At 68.5% G+C, this 14,084-nt stretch carries 14 protein-coding genes and 1 tRNA gene; 7 read left to right on the top strand and 8 right to left on the bottom strand.

What is annotated here, in order from left to right:
* Positions 1-20: 20 nt before the first annotated feature.
* From BSP_RS06420 to BSP_RS06410, 3 genes are read right to left on the bottom strand one after another with little or no spacing between them, the layout of a single operon-like run.
* Positions 21-1,199 carry a TMEM43 family protein gene (locus tag BSP_RS06420; RefSeq protein WP_054764973.1) on the bottom strand — a complete coding sequence of 393 codons (1,179 nt, stop codon included), beginning with the start codon at positions 1,197-1,199 and terminating at the stop codon, positions 21-23.
* An 8-nt stretch (positions 1,200-1,207) separates the two neighbouring features.
* Positions 1,208-2,101, bottom strand: a complete 894-nt coding sequence (locus BSP_RS16330) for a hypothetical protein (RefSeq protein WP_054764972.1) — start codon at positions 2,099-2,101, stop codon at positions 1,208-1,210.
* Positions 2,102-2,154: 53 nt separating this feature from the next.
* The gene (locus BSP_RS06410; RefSeq protein ID WP_054764971.1) at positions 2,155-2,610 is read right to left on the bottom strand and encodes a hypothetical protein; all 456 of its coding nucleotides are present in this window, start codon (positions 2,608-2,610) and stop codon (positions 2,155-2,157) included.
* 186 nt (positions 2,611-2,796) lie between these two features.
* On the opposite strand from BSP_RS06410, the gene BSP_RS06405 reads away from it, so the two are divergent.
* Both BSP_RS06405 and BSP_RS06400 read left to right on the top strand, forming a co-directional pair.
* The gene (locus tag BSP_RS06405) at positions 2,797-3,450 is read left to right on the top strand and encodes a response regulator transcription factor (RefSeq protein ID WP_227976062.1); all 654 of its coding nucleotides are present in this window, start codon (positions 2,797-2,799) and stop codon (positions 3,448-3,450) included.
* Positions 3,447-5,360 (top strand): ATP-binding protein, encoded by a 1,914-nt coding sequence (locus BSP_RS06400; protein WP_152949684.1) that lies wholly within the window; start codon positions 3,447-3,449, stop codon positions 5,358-5,360. The genes BSP_RS06405 and BSP_RS06400 overlap by 4 nt, the downstream gene beginning before the upstream one ends.
* Positions 5,361-5,401: 41 nt before the next feature.
* Here the strand turns inward: BSP_RS06400 and BSP_RS06395 are convergent.
* Positions 5,402-5,491 (bottom strand) — tRNA-Ser (locus BSP_RS06395).
* Positions 5,492-5,629: 138 nt separating this feature from the next.
* On the opposite strand from BSP_RS06395, the gene msrA reads away from it, so the two are divergent.
* From msrA to BSP_RS06370, 5 genes are all read left to right on the top strand, one after another.
* Positions 5,630-6,280: a peptide-methionine (S)-S-oxide reductase MsrA gene (msrA, locus tag BSP_RS06390; protein WP_054764969.1), complete on the top strand. Its 651-nt coding sequence runs from the start codon at positions 5,630-5,632 to the stop codon at positions 6,278-6,280.
* Positions 6,281-6,386: 106 nt separating this feature from the next.
* Positions 6,387-7,709, top strand: coding sequence for a VOC family protein (locus tag BSP_RS06385; RefSeq protein ID WP_152949683.1), 1,323 nt, complete (start codon positions 6,387-6,389; stop codon positions 7,707-7,709).
* Positions 7,710-7,768: 59 nt separating this feature from the next.
* Positions 7,769-9,616, top strand: a complete 1,848-nt coding sequence (locus tag BSP_RS06380; protein ID WP_227976061.1) for an acyltransferase family protein — start codon at positions 7,769-7,771, stop codon at positions 9,614-9,616.
* 150 nt (positions 9,617-9,766) lie between these two features.
* Positions 9,767-11,731, top strand: a complete 1,965-nt coding sequence (mdoH, locus tag BSP_RS06375; protein ID WP_152949681.1) for a glucans biosynthesis glucosyltransferase MdoH — start codon at positions 9,767-9,769, stop codon at positions 11,729-11,731.
* A 126-nt stretch (positions 11,732-11,857) separates the two neighbouring features.
* Positions 11,858-12,175: a hypothetical protein gene (locus BSP_RS06370; protein WP_054764965.1), complete on the top strand. Its 318-nt coding sequence runs from the start codon at positions 11,858-11,860 to the stop codon at positions 12,173-12,175.
* An 18-nt stretch (positions 12,176-12,193) separates the two neighbouring features.
* Here BSP_RS06370 and BSP_RS06365 read toward each other — a convergent pair whose 3' ends face one another.
* From BSP_RS06365 to folB, 4 genes are read right to left on the bottom strand one after another with little or no spacing between them, the layout of a single operon-like run.
* On the bottom strand, positions 12,194-12,478 hold the full coding sequence (locus BSP_RS06365; RefSeq protein ID WP_152949680.1) for a GNAT family N-acetyltransferase: 285 nt from the start codon (positions 12,476-12,478) through the stop codon (positions 12,194-12,196).
* 60 nt (positions 12,479-12,538) lie between these two features.
* On the bottom strand, positions 12,539-12,922 hold the full coding sequence (locus tag BSP_RS06360) for a hypothetical protein (RefSeq protein ID WP_152949679.1): 384 nt from the start codon (positions 12,920-12,922) through the stop codon (positions 12,539-12,541).
* A gap of 10 nt (positions 12,923-12,932) precedes the next feature.
* A complete protein-coding gene (locus tag BSP_RS06355) occupies positions 12,933-13,682 on the bottom strand; it encodes a hypothetical protein (protein ID WP_227976060.1) in 750 nt (249 codons plus the stop codon).
* A 1-nt stretch (position 13,683) separates the two neighbouring features.
* On the bottom strand, positions 13,684-14,082 hold the full coding sequence (folB, locus tag BSP_RS06350) for a dihydroneopterin aldolase (RefSeq protein ID WP_152949678.1): 399 nt from the start codon (positions 14,080-14,082) through the stop codon (positions 13,684-13,686).
* Between the last annotated feature and the right edge of the window lie 2 nt (positions 14,083-14,084).

The raw sequence follows: 14,084 nt of genomic DNA, 5'->3' as shown, positions 1-14,084 counted from the left end.
TACGGGCCAATACCGCTCGTTTACTGAGTACCAACAACGCGAGGTTCAGAGCGCGTTCCGCGTGCGGCCTTTAACCTCCATATGCCCAGGGCGACGAGCGCGCCGAGGGTGAGGACGACGACGGACAGCAGGGGACGAACGACCAGCCAGGCCGTCGCGATCGTCAGGGCCGAGAGGATTAAGCCGAAGATGAAGGCGAGGGCGACGACGCCGAACCCGACGATCGCGCCCGCCGGCGGGAACACGTCGGCCGCCACCTTGGCCGGATTGAGGATCAGGGCGAGGCCCAGGATGATCGCGACCGCGCCGCCGAGCCGCACAAGCCAGGTCAGGACCTGGTTGGCCGCCTTGGCGTCCTGCAGCATCGTCTCGGCGTCGAGCCGTCCGGCCCGCACCTCGTAAAGGCGGCCGTGGCGCGTGGCGTAGGGAACCAGATCGGCGCCCTGCTGGCCGGCGATGACGCTGATCGGCCCCCAGGGAGCCGCCGCATAGCGGATGCGAGCGTCGCCCACGGCCGGCTGGGCCGGATCTGCGCCCACATAGAGGGCGTCGCCGCTGACGACGACTTTGCGCCCCAGGCGCCGCTCCGCCTCCTGGGCGTCGCCGGCCAGAAGGACGACGGTTTCCGTCGCCGGCAGCCCCGCAGCCGCCTCTGGCCCGAGGCGCCGCCGCCCCAGCCTGATCTGCGGCGTCGAAAAGTCCTGATCCTTCAGAATCGGTTCGGGATTGACGTGTCCCTGCGGCTGCTTGAACCCGTCGGAATCCACCGGAAGCGACGACCATTCCAGCCGGTAGTCATAGGTGGCGACCGTCTCCTCGCCGCCGCCCAACCGCGTGCGCGTCTCGGTGCGAACCGTCTCGACCCACTGATAGAGTTCGACCTTCCGAACCAGCCGGAGGCCGGAGATTCTGAGACCTGTGCTCTCGTCGCTCAGCGGTCCGGCGGCCTGGGCCATGCCGACGACGTGAATGGGCCGCCCCTCCTGGGCCGGGTCGATCCGGTCGGGCGAGGCCGAGGTCGCCAGACGTCCGCCCTCGTCCAGCGTCTGGGCCGCACGCACGGCGCGGCCTTCGTTGCCGAACAGAAGCGTCAGGCCTCCCAGCACCAGGATGACGCCGACCGCCATGCCCGCCAGGGCGCCGCCCAGCCGTTGCAGCCAGGAGGCGTGGGTCGTCACGACGAGGGGATCTTGGCTCATGTCCGGCTTCACGGGGTTTCAGTGATTTGCAGGACAGCCGGCGCCGTGCCGCCGCCGAAGACGCCGACCCAGATGTCGTAGACGCCGCTGCGCGGCGCGTTCAGGCGGATCTCTGCGTTGGTGCCTTCGCCGCCGTCGTCGTCGCACAGCCACTCGCCGTCCGGCGTATTGACCATCAGGGTGACGTCGCGGTCGGCGTTCGCGCGAATCGCCAGCGGCATGCCGGCCGCGTCGTAGGTCAGTTCGAAACTGGGCGCGATCGCCGTAAAGCCGGAACAGCCGTTTTCGACACGCGAGGCGTCGACCGTCCCTCCAGCGGTCACGGCGCGACGGAAGGGATCAGGCGTAAAGCCCGCGCGAAGCCGGCGCGAGCCATAGGCGGCCGGTGCGGCGTGATCGGGAGCGTCCCGGCCGTCGTCGCTCGCCTCGGGGCCGTACCGGCCGCCGCCCAGCATTTCCGAAATCCGGACCTCGCCGATCGGGCGAGGCTGACCGAAGGCGCCCAGCCAGATGCGGTATGTCCCGGACTGGGGGCTGGAAATGACGATGCGCGCGTTGCGGCCGTCGAGGCTGTCGTCGTCGCAACGCCAGCGCCCGTCCGGTCCCTGGACGACCAGGCTGGTGTCTGCAGGGCTGTCGCTGGTCAGGACGAGCGGGGAGGCGCCGGCTTCGTAGCGAAGCTCGATATTGGCGCGACGGGCCACCATGCCGACGCATCCGGGCGCCAGGGATGCGGCCGACCGGGCGCCGCCGGCGCGGAGCTGCACGACCTCGGGATCCGGCAGGAAGCCGGATTCGAGCTCGACAATCTGGAAGTCGGGCCTGTGCTGAAAGGCCTGGGCCGAGACCTGACCGGCGGCGAAGACCAGGCCGAAGCCGATGAGAATGGATCGAAAAGCCATGGGACTGAACGTTCGGCGCGGCCCCGGATCGATCCGGGACCGCGCCTCTTTCTTCAGGGGGTTTCGGTGATCTGCAGGGTGGCGCTGGTCGTGCCGCCGCCGAAGGTGCCGACCCAGACGTCGTAGGTTCCGCTCTGCGGCCGGTTGAAGCGCACCATGGCGTCGCCGTCGCCGTACGAGTCGTCGTCGCAGTGCCAGCGTCCGTCCGGGCCGTTGATGATCAGGGTCGTGTCTTCCGACGAGACCGTGCGGAACACCAGCGGCAGGGAGCCCGCCTGATAGGTCAGCTCAAAGTCGGGGGCCTGGCTGATCATGCCGGTGCAGGCGCCCGGCAGACGCGCTCCGTCGACCGATCCGCCCGCCTGGACGCTGACGCGGTAGGGGTCGGGGGTGAAGCCGGAGCTGAGCGAAATCTCGCCGAAGTTGGCGGTGAGGCTGGCGTCCTGGGCGAGCGAGACGGTCGGGGCGGCGGCGGCCAGCAGGGCGGCGGCGAGAAGACAGAGTTTCAAGTTCGTGGTCCTTCCAAATGGGCCCGCCGTCGAGACCGGAGCCGGTCGGAGGCGGGTTCGACAGAAAGCTTGACCGTTGGGGGAGGCGCTTGAAATACCATGGGCGGGCGAGCCGCCTCCCATGATCATGGGATGCGGTCCGGCGCCTTCCCGCTAAGCTTTGCGGTCGTTTATCAGGAGAGGGCCGTGCCCCACCGCATCGCCGTCATCGAGGACGACCCCTTCGTCCGTCGCCACCTGGCCCGCCTGATCGACGCCCATCCCGAGCTGCAGCTGATGGGCGAGGCCGGCGGCGTCTCGGCCGGACTGGCGCTCGCCGCCAAGGGCGCCGACCTGATCATCGTCGACCTGGGACTGCCCGACGGCTCCGGTCTGGAGGTCATTCGCACGGCGGCGGCCCTGCCGTCCCCGCCGCGCTTGCTGGTGCTGACCGTTTTCGGCGACGAGACCAGCGTGGTCGAGGCGGTCGGCGCCGGCGCGGACGGCTATCTGTTGAAGGACAGCGCCGACGAGACCCTGTGCGCCGACATTCTGGAGACGCTGAACGGCGGGTCTCCCATATCGGCCTCGGTGGCGGCCTATCTGCTGCGGCGCATGCGCCGCGCGCCGCAACCGGCCCAGCCCGAACCGTGCGAGAGCGCCGCCGCCGTCACCCCGCGCGAGGTCGAGCTGCTGAATTTGCTGGCGCGCGGGCTGAGCTATCGCGAGGTCGCCTCGGCCCTGTCGATCTCCCACCATACGGTGGGCGCCCATGTGAAGGCCATCTATCGCAAGCTGGCGGTCAATTCGCGGTCCGAAGCGGTGTTCGAGGCGGTCCAGACGGGCCTCATCCAGCTTTGACCACGCCCCTGCTCAACCTGGATCTCGAACGCCGTCCTGTCGCCGGCGGTCTGATTCTCACGGTCATCATCCAGGCGCTCTTCTGGGCCTTCGTCTTCGCGGCCAACCGGCCGGCCCTGCCGCCGGCCCAACTCGCCGCCCTTCAAATCTCAAAGGCCTATGTGGCGCCGGTCCCCGGCCTGGAGCCGGAACCGATCGAAAGGTCGGGCCGCACGCTGAAACGCCTGCCCTTCAACACGCGCGAGAGCGACGCCTCTCCCTGCGTCCGTGGCGCGCGCTTCTCGGCCTATCAGCTGAGCGCGGACGTCAGCCTTCCCGATCCCGACGTGGTCTACGGCGTCCATGTCAGCGGGATCCGCGACAATTACGCCGTCTGGCTGAACGGTCGAATGGTCGCCACGCCGCGCGGACGCTTTTCATCCCAGCCGACCCGGGAAGGCAACGAGCCCCTGACCCTGGGGCTGACGCCCGAACTGATCCAACCGGGCAAGAACCGGCTCGACATCGTCGCCGTCGCCAACGGTTGCCATCCGAATTTCGGCCGGATCTATGTCGGGCCGGAAAACGTCCTGCGGCGCCTTCAGCAGCAGGAAAGACTGACGAAAACCGTCCTGCCCTTCATCACGGTGATCGCCTCCTCGACCCTGGCCCTGACCGCCGTCTTCCTGCTGCCGCTCAGCGGTTACAGCGGCGTCTTCTTCAGCCTGGCCGCCTTCATGATCTCGCTGGCCGTCCGGGGCTGGACCTTCATCTGGTACGACGCCGACATCGACCGCGCCCTGAGGGACGTGGCGGCCTATTCGATCTCGGCGACGGCCATGGCGAACGCCGCCTTCTTCCTGAACCGCTGGACCCAGGCCCCGGCGCGCCATCTGGTCTTCGTCTACGGCTGGTGCCTGGCCTGCATCATCGGCCTCTGGTGCGGCTGGGCGGCCAAGGTCGTCTGGGTCCCGCAGATCACCGAAACGGGCGGCATCGTGCTGTGCGGCCTTTATTTCATCTGGCGGATGACCTGTCTGGCCAAAGCCCGGCGGGCCGTGGCGGCGCGCACCTTCGCCTTCCTGTCCGTCGCCCTGACGGCGACGATACATGATCTGATCATCGCCCTTTTCGGCCTGCCCCGATGGACCATGGCGGGGCTCTATTTCCCCTTCGTCCTGATCGGCGCCATCGCCTGGGAGATCATCATCAGGGGCATAGATCTGTATCGCGGCGCCGCCATGGCGCGCGACAGCCTGGCGGAACAGGTGCAGCTCAAGGAGGCCGAGATCCGCTCCACCTATCTGCGCCTCAGAGAGCAGGAGCGGATGATCGCCATCAACGAAGAGCGCCAGCGCCTGGTGCGCGACATGCACGACGGAGTCGGCGGCCATCTGGTCTCGCTGCTGGCCCAGTTGAGAGGCGGCGCGCCCGATGTCGAAACCCTGCGCGAGGGCGTGCGGATCGCCATCGACGATCTGCGGCTGATCATCGATTCGATGGACGGCGTGGATGACTCGCTGGAGGTGGCCATCGCCATCTTCCACGAACGCATGGCGCCCCGCCTGCGTCTGGCGGGGATTGAGCTGACTTGGTCGGCCGAGCCGGGCGCGCCCGTCGAGGGTTTCGGCCCGGAGGCCAGGATCAATATCTACCGCATTCTTCAGGAGGCGATCACCAACGCCGTGAAACACGCCAAGGCGTCCAGAGTCGATATTCGCTTGAAGATGGAACGCGACGCCGTCGTTATCTCGGTCTCGGACAACGGCATCGGACTGCCCCAGTCGCTGCGTGAAGGCGGCAAGGGCCTGCCCAACATGAACCGCCGCGCGGACCGGATCGGCGGAACGCTGGATCTGGTCCCGCTGAACCCCGGACTTTCAGTTCGGCTGCAGGCGTCTCTCCCTTCTGCGCCGGAACCAGGGCGTTAGGAGGCGAAAGCGAGCCGAAGAGAGCCCGTAACACCAGGCGCTGGCGGACAGAGAGGGATTCGAACCCTCGGTAGGCTTTCACCTACACACGCTTTCCAAGCGTGCGCGATCGACCACTCCGCCACCTGTCCGTTTCACGCCAGCTCGTGCGCGCCGCCGGAGGTCGATCCGGCGGGAGGCGGGCCTGATAGAACACCATGGCCCCCTCGGCAAGCGCCTGTGACGTCCCCATATGGGGGCGGACGACATTTTCCTTATTGGGGAACCCCATGCTGCTGACCAAGACCGCCGAACTGCCCACCGCCGAGACCGCCCTGCCCGGACGCGCCGAGCCCCTGGCGACGGACGAAACCCATTTCGTCAGCGGCCATCCGCTGAAGGGGCCCTATCCCGAGGGTTTTGAAACGGCGATCTTCGGCATGGGCTGTTTCTGGGGCGTGGAGCGGGTCTTCTGGTCCCTGCCGGGCGTCTGGGTGACGTCGGCCGGCTATTCGGGCGGAATCACGCCCAATCCGACCTATGAGGAGACCTGCACCGGCCGGACCGGGCATGCCGAGGTGGTCAAGGTGGTGTTTGACCCGTCGGTCATAACCTACGGCGACCTGCTTAAGGCTTTCTGGGAAAACCACGACCCGACCCAGGGCATGCGCCAGGGGAATGACGTCGGCACCACCTATCGGTCCGCCATCTACACTCTGAACGACGATCAGCAGCGCGAGGCCGAGGCGTCGCGTGACGCCTATCAGGCGGCCCTGACCGCGGCCGGGCGCGGCGCCATCACCACCGAGATTCAGCCTGCCGGCGAATACTATTACGCCGAGGGTTATCACCAGGGCTATCTGGCCAAGAATCCGGCCGGCTATTGCGGCATCGGCGGCACCGGCGTGGTCTGTCCGATCGGGATCGGCGTGAGGGCCTGACCGACGTCCTTGGATGACGGTCGGGCGAAATGTCCTGTCCGCCTCCGGCTAGGCGTCGGCGGCGGACAGGCGTAGGGAAGCCGAAAACGCCCAAGGGAGAGCCGCCATGTCCGCCTTCGTCCATCCCGATGAGATCCGCAGCCGTTTCTCGGCCGCGTTGTCGGCCATGTACCGAGCGGAGGTGCCTCAGTACGGGGAGCTGCTGACCCTGGTGGCCGAGGTCAACGCCGAGGCCTTGAAGGCCGATCCGGCGGGGGCGGACCGGCTGGCCGCAGCCGGCGAACTGGCGCGGCTGTCTGAGGAACGCCACGGCGCCATCCGCGTCGGCACGGCGGACGAACTGGCCACCATCGCCCGCGCCTTCGCCGTCATGGGCATGGCGCCGGTCAGCTATTACAATCTGGCCCCCGCGGGGGTGCCGGTCCATTCGACCGCCTTCCGGCCGGTCGATCCGGCGGCCCTGGCGCGCAATCCCTTCCGGGTCTTCTGCTCCCTGCTTCGGCTGGAGCTGATCGCGGATGAGGACCTGCGTCAGGAGGCGGCCGCCGCCCTGGCCCGGCGCGACATCTTCACCCCGGGCGCGCGGGCGCTGATCGAGGCGGCCGAGGCCGCCGGCGGCCTGGACGAGGACCAGGCCGACCGTTTCGTGTCCGAACTGCTGGAGACCTTCCGCTGGCACGCCGAGGCGACGGTCAGCGCCGCAACCTATGAACGCCTGGTCGCCGCCCACCGGCTGATCGCCGACGTGGTCAGCTTCAAGGGGCCGCACATCAACCATCTGACGCCGCGCACCCTGGACATAGACGCGGCCCAGGCCGCCATGCCCGAACGGGGCATCACGCCCAAGGAGACGATCGAGGGGCCGCCCGCCCGCGCCTGCCCGATCCTTCTGCGCCAGACCAGTTTCAAGGCCCTGCAGGAGGCCATCGCCTTCCCCGGCGCGGACGGGGCCGTCCAGGGGGTGCACACCGCCCGCTTCGGCGAGATCGAGCAGCGCGGCTGCGCCCTGACCCCGACCGGACGCGCCCTGTACGACGCGGCCCTGGCGAGCAAGGACTTCTCGGCCCTGCCCGACGACTGGACGGCCCTGCGCCGGAACGGCCTGGCCTGGTTCAGCTATCGCGCGACGCCGGACGGCCTGGCGGGCCGCGCCGAGACGACGGATCTGGAGGCCCTGATCACCCTGGGACAGGTCGTCGCGGAGCCGATCACCTATGAGGACTTCCTGCCCGTCAGCGCGGCCGGAATCTTTCAGTCCAACCTGGGCGCCGAGGTGCGCGAAGCCTATGCCGTCGACCCGGCCAAGGCCGATTTCGAACAGGCCCTGGGCCGGTCGGTGCTGGACGAGATGGCCCTGTATCAGGCGGAGCAGGATGCCTCGATCAGCGAGACGTTGAAGGCCCTGGGTCTGGCCTCGGCCTTGGCCTGAGGAATCCGAGACCATCCGCCGTATTGCCTGACGCCCCGCGCCGGATCATAGACGCGGCCGTGACCCCCTCCGCCCCCTCGTCTGCGCGTCGTTATGATCTGGACTGGATCCGGGTTGGGGCGTTCGGCCTGCTGATCCTCTATCACGTCGGCCTGGTCTACGGGGTCTACGGCTGGCACGTGCACAGCGTTCACACCTTCGAGTGGATGCGCGAAGCCATATTGATCACCAATCCGTGGCGGCTGACCCTGCTGTTTCTGGTGTCGGGCGCGGCCCTGCGGTTCATGACCTTCCGCCGCACGCCGCGCCAGGTGGCCCGGGCGCGGTTCGAGCGGCTGGTTCCGCCGCTTCTGTTCGGGGCCGTGGTCCTGGTGCCCATCCAGTCCTGGATCGAGGCCATGGACAAGGCCGGCTGGCCCAATGGCCTTGCCGGTTACGCCGCCTGGATGGTGCGCGAGTTCAGCTTCAGCGGCCTGGCCGACGGCGTGCCGGTCAACCATCTGTGGTTCATCGTCTATATCGCCGCCTACAGCGTCGTCACCATACTGCTGTGGCGACGGCCGGGCCTGATCGACCGGATCGGCGGGTGGCTGGAGAAGTCTCTGGCCGGGCCGCGCCTCCTGATCCTGCCGATCCTCTATCTGATCGCCATCCGCATCCTGCTGTTCCCCTGGTTCGGGGTGACCAATGTCCTGCACTGGGACTGGTACAATCACGCCCTGTCCCTGGCGGCCTTCATCTTCGGCTTCAGCATCGTGGGGCGAGAGAGCATCTGGCGCGACATGGAGCGGTATCGCTGGGTCGCCCTTAGCCTGGCGGCGCTCGCCCTGCCGATCATGATGGCCCAGGTCTGGCACCCCGGCGGCCGGGCCTTCTGGGGCGTGCCCAAGGCCATGGTCTACGGCCTGGACCAGTGGGCGACGATCGTCGCCATCCTGGGTTTCGGCAGCCGGCATCTGCGGTCACGCGGCGGGCCGGTTCTGACCTATCTGACCGAGGCGACCTTCCCCCTCTATCTGGCGCACCAGACCATCCTGGTGGCGGCGGTCTGGGTCATTCGTCCTGCCCATCTGCCGGCGGGGCTGGAGGCCCTGTCCCTGCTCCTGATCACCTTCCTGGGCAGTTTCGCCGTCTATGAGGTCGTAAAGCGCATCCCCGCCATCCGTCCTCTGTGGGGTCTGAAGCCCGCCGGCGGACGGCCCTGGCCGCTGGATCTGGAGGCCTTGCGACGTCCCGCCGCCCGTTATCACCGCCGTCGTCGCCTGCTGGCCGTCGGGATCGCCGCGCCGCTCCTGGCTCTGACGGTGGTGGCGGCCGCCATCGCCGCCTATCCCGGCTTCGACAACGCCACCCAGTATCTGAGCGAGCTGGGCGGTTCCACGGCCCAAGCCCCGATTATCTTCAACGGCGGCGTCTTCATCGCCGGCGCAATGGCGGGCGTGGCGGGGATCGGCTTCGGCCTGGCCGTCTACGCCCTGACGGAGAAGCGGATCGCGGGCGCCGTGATCGCGGCGGTCTTCGTCCTGGCCGGGGCGGGCATGTCGGCCTCGACCCTCTACCCCTGGCCGGACCCGCGCCACATGGTCATCAACCTGGCCCTGGGCATTCAACTGGCGCCGGTGCTGCTGCTCTGGGGTCTTGCCTCGCGCCGGGATCTGCCCCGGCTCAAAATCTTCCTGACCGCCATCTTTGTCATCATGGCGTGTCTGACCGTTGTTACAAAACACATGGTCTTTCCCGGCACGGTCAATGACGCCAACGTCGGCTGGTGGGAGCGGGCCTACGCCCTGGTGCTGGTCGGCTGGGTCGGCGTCGCCGCCTGGCTGCTGGACCGCAAGTTGTTGCAGGAAGCGATAAAATCCCCGTCTGGCGGGTCCGTCGCCCAGGTCGCGGCGGCGGGTGAGTAAAAAAACCCCGAATTTTTCGCCCCTATCAACATTGCGTGATTGAAAATCGCGCGAATGTGATCGACTATAGGGGTCGTGCTGCGATGCAGCGCGCACCGCCTTCCTGCCTTCGGAAGCGCGGATGGTCAACACGGGGGCGTCCAGAGCGGCATGAACAAGCTGGCGATCCGGCCTGTCGAACAGGCTGAAATCGAGACGAAGAACCCGGCGCCCCAGGGCCCGGCCTGGTCCTGGCTGCCCGACGAGGCGCCGCTGGCCATGCCGGTCCAGTCCCTGACCGCGCCCGACGCCGTCGCCGAGGCCATCCCCGCCACCTCCCCGCGCGCGGTCGGCCTGCGCCGGCTGATGCTGCTGGCCGGCACCCTGGTCCTGACCGGCCTGTCCGCCATCGCCCCCTTCTATCTCTACGCCCGCAAGGGTTGGGACGGGACCGAGGTTCTGGCCTTCGGCATCTTCATGGTGCTGATCACCGCCATCTCCTGCTGGTTCGTCAGCGGCCTGATGGGCCTGTTCGTCATGCTGCTCGGCAAGGATCAGGCCGACCTGGCCTTCGCCCCCCACCCGGCCCTGCCGCGCACCCGCACGGCCCTGCTGATGCCGCTGTACAATGAGGACGCCCGCGCCTCCTTCGCCCGTCTGGCGATGATCGACGCCTCGCTGACGCGCCTGGGCGCCGCCTCGGCCTTCGACATCTTCGTGCTGAGCGACTCGACCAAGGAAGAGGCCGCCGCCGACGAGCGTTCGGTCTTCCAGGCCTTCCGCCAGACCGCCGGCTGCAAGACCTTCTATCGTCGCCGCACCGAGAACACCGAGCGCAAGGCCGGCAATCTGGCCGAATGGGTCCGTCGTTTCGGCGGCGCCTATGAGAACATGATCGTCCTGGACGCCGACAGCACCATGGCCGGCGAGACCCTGCTGCGCATGGTCGACGCCATGGAGCGCAATCCCGGCGTCGGCCTGATCCAGACCGCCCCCGTCATCATCAAGGCCCGCACCATCTTCGCCCGCGTGTCCCAGTATTCGGTGCGCCTGTACGGCCGCGTCGCCGCTGCGGGCCTGGCCTACTGGACCGGTTCGGAATCCAGCTATTGGGGCCACAACGCCATCATCCGCACGCGCGCCTTCGCCGCCTGCTGCGGCCTGCCCCACCTGAAGGGCAGGAAGCCCTTCGGCGGCCATATCATGAGCCACGACGTGGTCGAGGCCGCCCTGATGCGCCGCGCCGGCTGGGCCGTCCACGTCAGCGCCGCCCTGGACGGGTCGTGGGAAGAGACCCCGCCGTCGATCACCGACTTCATCCGCCGCGACCACCGCTGGTTTCAGGGCAATCTGCAGCACCTGGGCCTGATCACGGCCAAGGGCCTGTCGCCGATGAGCCGCCTGCAGCTGGCCATGGGCTGCATGGCCTATCTGTCCTCGCCCCTGTGGCTGGCCTCGCTGATCGTGGGCCTGTTCATCCAGATGTTCTATCCGGTCGACTGGACCAGCTTCTTCTACATCCTGAACCCGCAGTTCACCCCCTTCATGCTGGCCTCCTTCCTGTCCGGCGTCCTGCTGATCGGGCCCAAGTTCATGGGCGCCGCCCTGGTGCTCAGCCGCCCGGCCGAGCGGCGCGCCTTCGGCGGACGCCGCGCCATCGCCAAGGGCATGGCCGCCGAGATCGCCCTGTCGGCCATCCTGGCCCCCATTCTGATGGTGGCCAACACCAAGGCCTTCATCCAGATCCTGTCCGGCCACGACACCGGCTGGACCACCCAGCAGCGCGAGGCCGACGGCCTGGCCTGGTCCGACGCCTTCCGCGCCATGCGCTGGCAGATGGTCGCCGGCGTGGGCTTCATGGCGCCCCTGTGCGTCCGCCCCGACCTGGCGACCTGGTTCGCCCCCATCGTCCTGCCGCTGCTGCTGGCCGCCCCCATCGCAGTCTGGACCTCGCGCGTCCGTTCGGGCGACGCCCTGGCCAAGAAGGGCTTCCTGGTCACCCCGGCCCAGGACGGCGTCAGCGTCAATCCGTCGGTCCTGCACACGCCCCGTTCGCCCCTGCGCGCCGTCGCCGGCGGCGTCCTGGCCCCGGTCGCAGCCCCGGCCATGGTCCCCGCCCGCGCGCCGGAGCTGTAAGCGCCTCTCCACCGGCCGCGACCGATGCAAGGCGGCCACAGAACCGCCATAACCGCTACAGCCACGCTCGACGCAGGGCTCGGTCTTGATCATCTTCAGTCATCAGCTCTGCTGAGGACCGATTCCATGACCAAGAAGACCAGCGCCGATTCCAAGCCCGAGCTGCGCATCGTCGGGACCGAGGCGGCCGTCTATGACCTGATGCGCGCGCCCGAGACCACGGCCGAGCGCGTTAAGCGCCTGCAGATGGAGGCGCACGCCCTGGCCCTGGAAGAGATCGACCAGTTCGAAAAACTGCTGACCCAGGCGGCGCAAAAGGCCAAGGACATCGCCTCGGGCGGCGACGCCTATCCGGTCGGCGTTCGAGAAGTCGCCACGCGCATCGCCGCCGACCTGCCGACACGGGCCGAGACCATACGCACGATCGTGGGCCGTCTGGGCTGATCACGCCCCCTTCGCCGTCTAGGCCAGGACGTCGTCGTAATCGGGGTGGCGCTTGTGCCAGGCCACGGCGTAGCTGCATCGTGGGAACAGTTTCAGCCCCTGTTCACGCGCATATTCGGCCATCGCCTGCATGAAGCGGCCGGCGGCGCCGGAGCCGCGCAGCGCCTGATCGGCCTCGACGTGCAGGATCATCCGCGCCCCGCCGCGCACGGCGTAGTCGGCCCAGACCCGTCCGCTTCCGCCCTCGCCGTCGAACACCTGTTCGAAGCGGTTATCGTCCCTGGCGTCGGTGAACGGTCCCATGCTCAACTCCCTTTCAGCCTCAACAGCTTGGGGCGCCGCGACGTTCCATCGGCGAGTGCGTCAGATCGGCTTGTTCTGCAACAGATTGATCAGGCCCAGCACGCTCTTCACCGTGAACCAGACGCTGAGCAGGAACCAGATCAGCAGGAACAGCAGCAGGAAGGGAATCCCGATCAGCACCACCGAGGCCAGGGCGCTGACGGCGATGCCGACCCAGGCGGCGATGGTCCACCAGAAGACCGACCAGAAGAGGCGGATCTGGGCGTCGATATGTTGCCGGGCCACGCCCGCGGCCGTGCTGCGCGTCACATAGGCCACCACCAGCCCGACCAGGACCAGCACATTGGCGCTGGGGATGGACAGGATGAACAGGGCCCAGGCGATCAGGGCGCCGACCTTGCCTTCCGGCTCCTGGCCGGGGGTGAAGTTGGGTTCGGTCGTCATGGTCGTCCTTTCAGAACAGCCAGCTGCGCGGGCGGTCGATCGGCCGCCCGGCCTTCAGACGCATCACGCCGAAGACGCCCCGCGCCAACACCCACAGGGCCAAGAGGAACAGGACGAAGACGCCGATATTGACGATCACCAGCAGACCGCCCAGCACCACCGCCCCGGCGGCGATCCACAGGGTGCGCCGCTGATACAGGAAGTGGCTGGCGGCCAGCCGCTCCTCCGGCCCGTCGCGACCGGTCACGGCCAACAGGGCCAGCACCGCCGAAACCCCCAGGGTCGGCACCGCCAGAAGGATCAACACATAGACGGCGTAAAGGCTCATCGGCGCGGCCGGCTGTTCCTTTCGGCGCTCCAGACTGTCACGCAGGGCGTCCACCGGGCCGGGCCGGGCCGACCGTTCGAAGGGTCCCGGCTGGGCGGGGGCGGGCGCCGTAACGGGCTGGGGCTGGGGCTCGGGCGGATCGAACAGATCGGCTTCGCGCTCAGGGGCCGGCGTCACGGGCTCGGCCCTGGTCGGCGCGGCGACCGGCGCAGCCGGCGTCGCCTCCGGCTCTCGGCGCCGCCCCGCCAGCGAAGCCGCCGAGACGAAGCCGACCAGGGCGTCGTGATCCTGATCGTCGGACGCGGCCTGGGGCTGTGCGGACTCTGAGCCTTGCGGATCGCCGGGTTCGGCCATGGACAGGATACGCTTCTCTCGCGCCGCCGAGACGGCTGGACTGTTAAGGACAATGGCCGCCCAGGCGGGCGGACGCAACCTATCGCGCCAGAACGATCTCGCATCCCGGCGCGATCACGGCCGAAAGGGCGCCGGGCTTTTCGATCCGCACCGTGGCCCGCATCACCCGCCGGTCGTCCAGACAGGCCCGCGCCAGCCGGTCGGCGAAGGTCTCCACCAGTCCCACATGGCCCTCGGCGGCGATGGCGCGCGCGGCCTCGGCGACGGTCTCATAGTTGATGGTGTCGCCCAGCCGCTCGATCGGCCGGGGCTCCAGCTCCAGGGTCACGTCGATCACCAGGGTCTGCAGCCGCCCCTGTTCGTGGTCATAGACCCCGATCCCCGCCTGAACCTCCAGCCCGCGCACGAAGACGCTCAGCCGCTCGCAGCGCAGCGGTTCGTCCGCCGGAAACGGCGACACCGACGACGACTGAACCACGC

The sequence above is a fragment of the Brevundimonas sp. Bb-A genome (genome assembly GCF_009394735.1).
Taxonomy (GTDB): domain Bacteria; phylum Pseudomonadota; class Alphaproteobacteria; order Caulobacterales; family Caulobacteraceae; genus Brevundimonas; species Brevundimonas aurantiaca.
This window is presented reverse-complemented; position numbering and strand designations above follow the sequence as displayed.

Excerpts from the sequence above, each read along its gene's own strand:
- BSP_RS06420 (WP_054764973.1), bottom strand. The coding sequence starts at position 1,199 with ATGAGCCAAGATCCCCTCGTCGTGACGACCCACGCCTCCTGGCTGCAA.
- BSP_RS16330 (WP_054764972.1), bottom strand. The coding sequence starts at position 2,101 with ATGGCTTTTCGATCCATTCTCATCGGCTTCGGCCTGGTCTTCGCCGCC.
- msrA (WP_054764969.1), top strand. The coding sequence starts at position 5,630 with ATGCTGCTGACCAAGACCGCCGAACTGCCCACCGCCGAGACCGCCCTG.
- BSP_RS06385 (WP_152949683.1), top strand. The coding sequence starts at position 6,387 with ATGTCCGCCTTCGTCCATCCCGATGAGATCCGCAGCCGTTTCTCGGCC.
- mdoH (WP_152949681.1), top strand. The coding sequence starts at position 9,767 with ATGAACAAGCTGGCGATCCGGCCTGTCGAACAGGCTGAAATCGAGACG.
- BSP_RS06370 (WP_054764965.1), top strand. The coding sequence starts at position 11,858 with ATGACCAAGAAGACCAGCGCCGATTCCAAGCCCGAGCTGCGCATCGTC.
- BSP_RS06365 (WP_152949680.1), bottom strand. The coding sequence starts at position 12,478 with ATGGGACCGTTCACCGACGCCAGGGACGATAACCGCTTCGAACAGGTG.
- BSP_RS06360 (WP_152949679.1), bottom strand. The coding sequence starts at position 12,922 with ATGACGACCGAACCCAACTTCACCCCCGGCCAGGAGCCGGAAGGCAAG.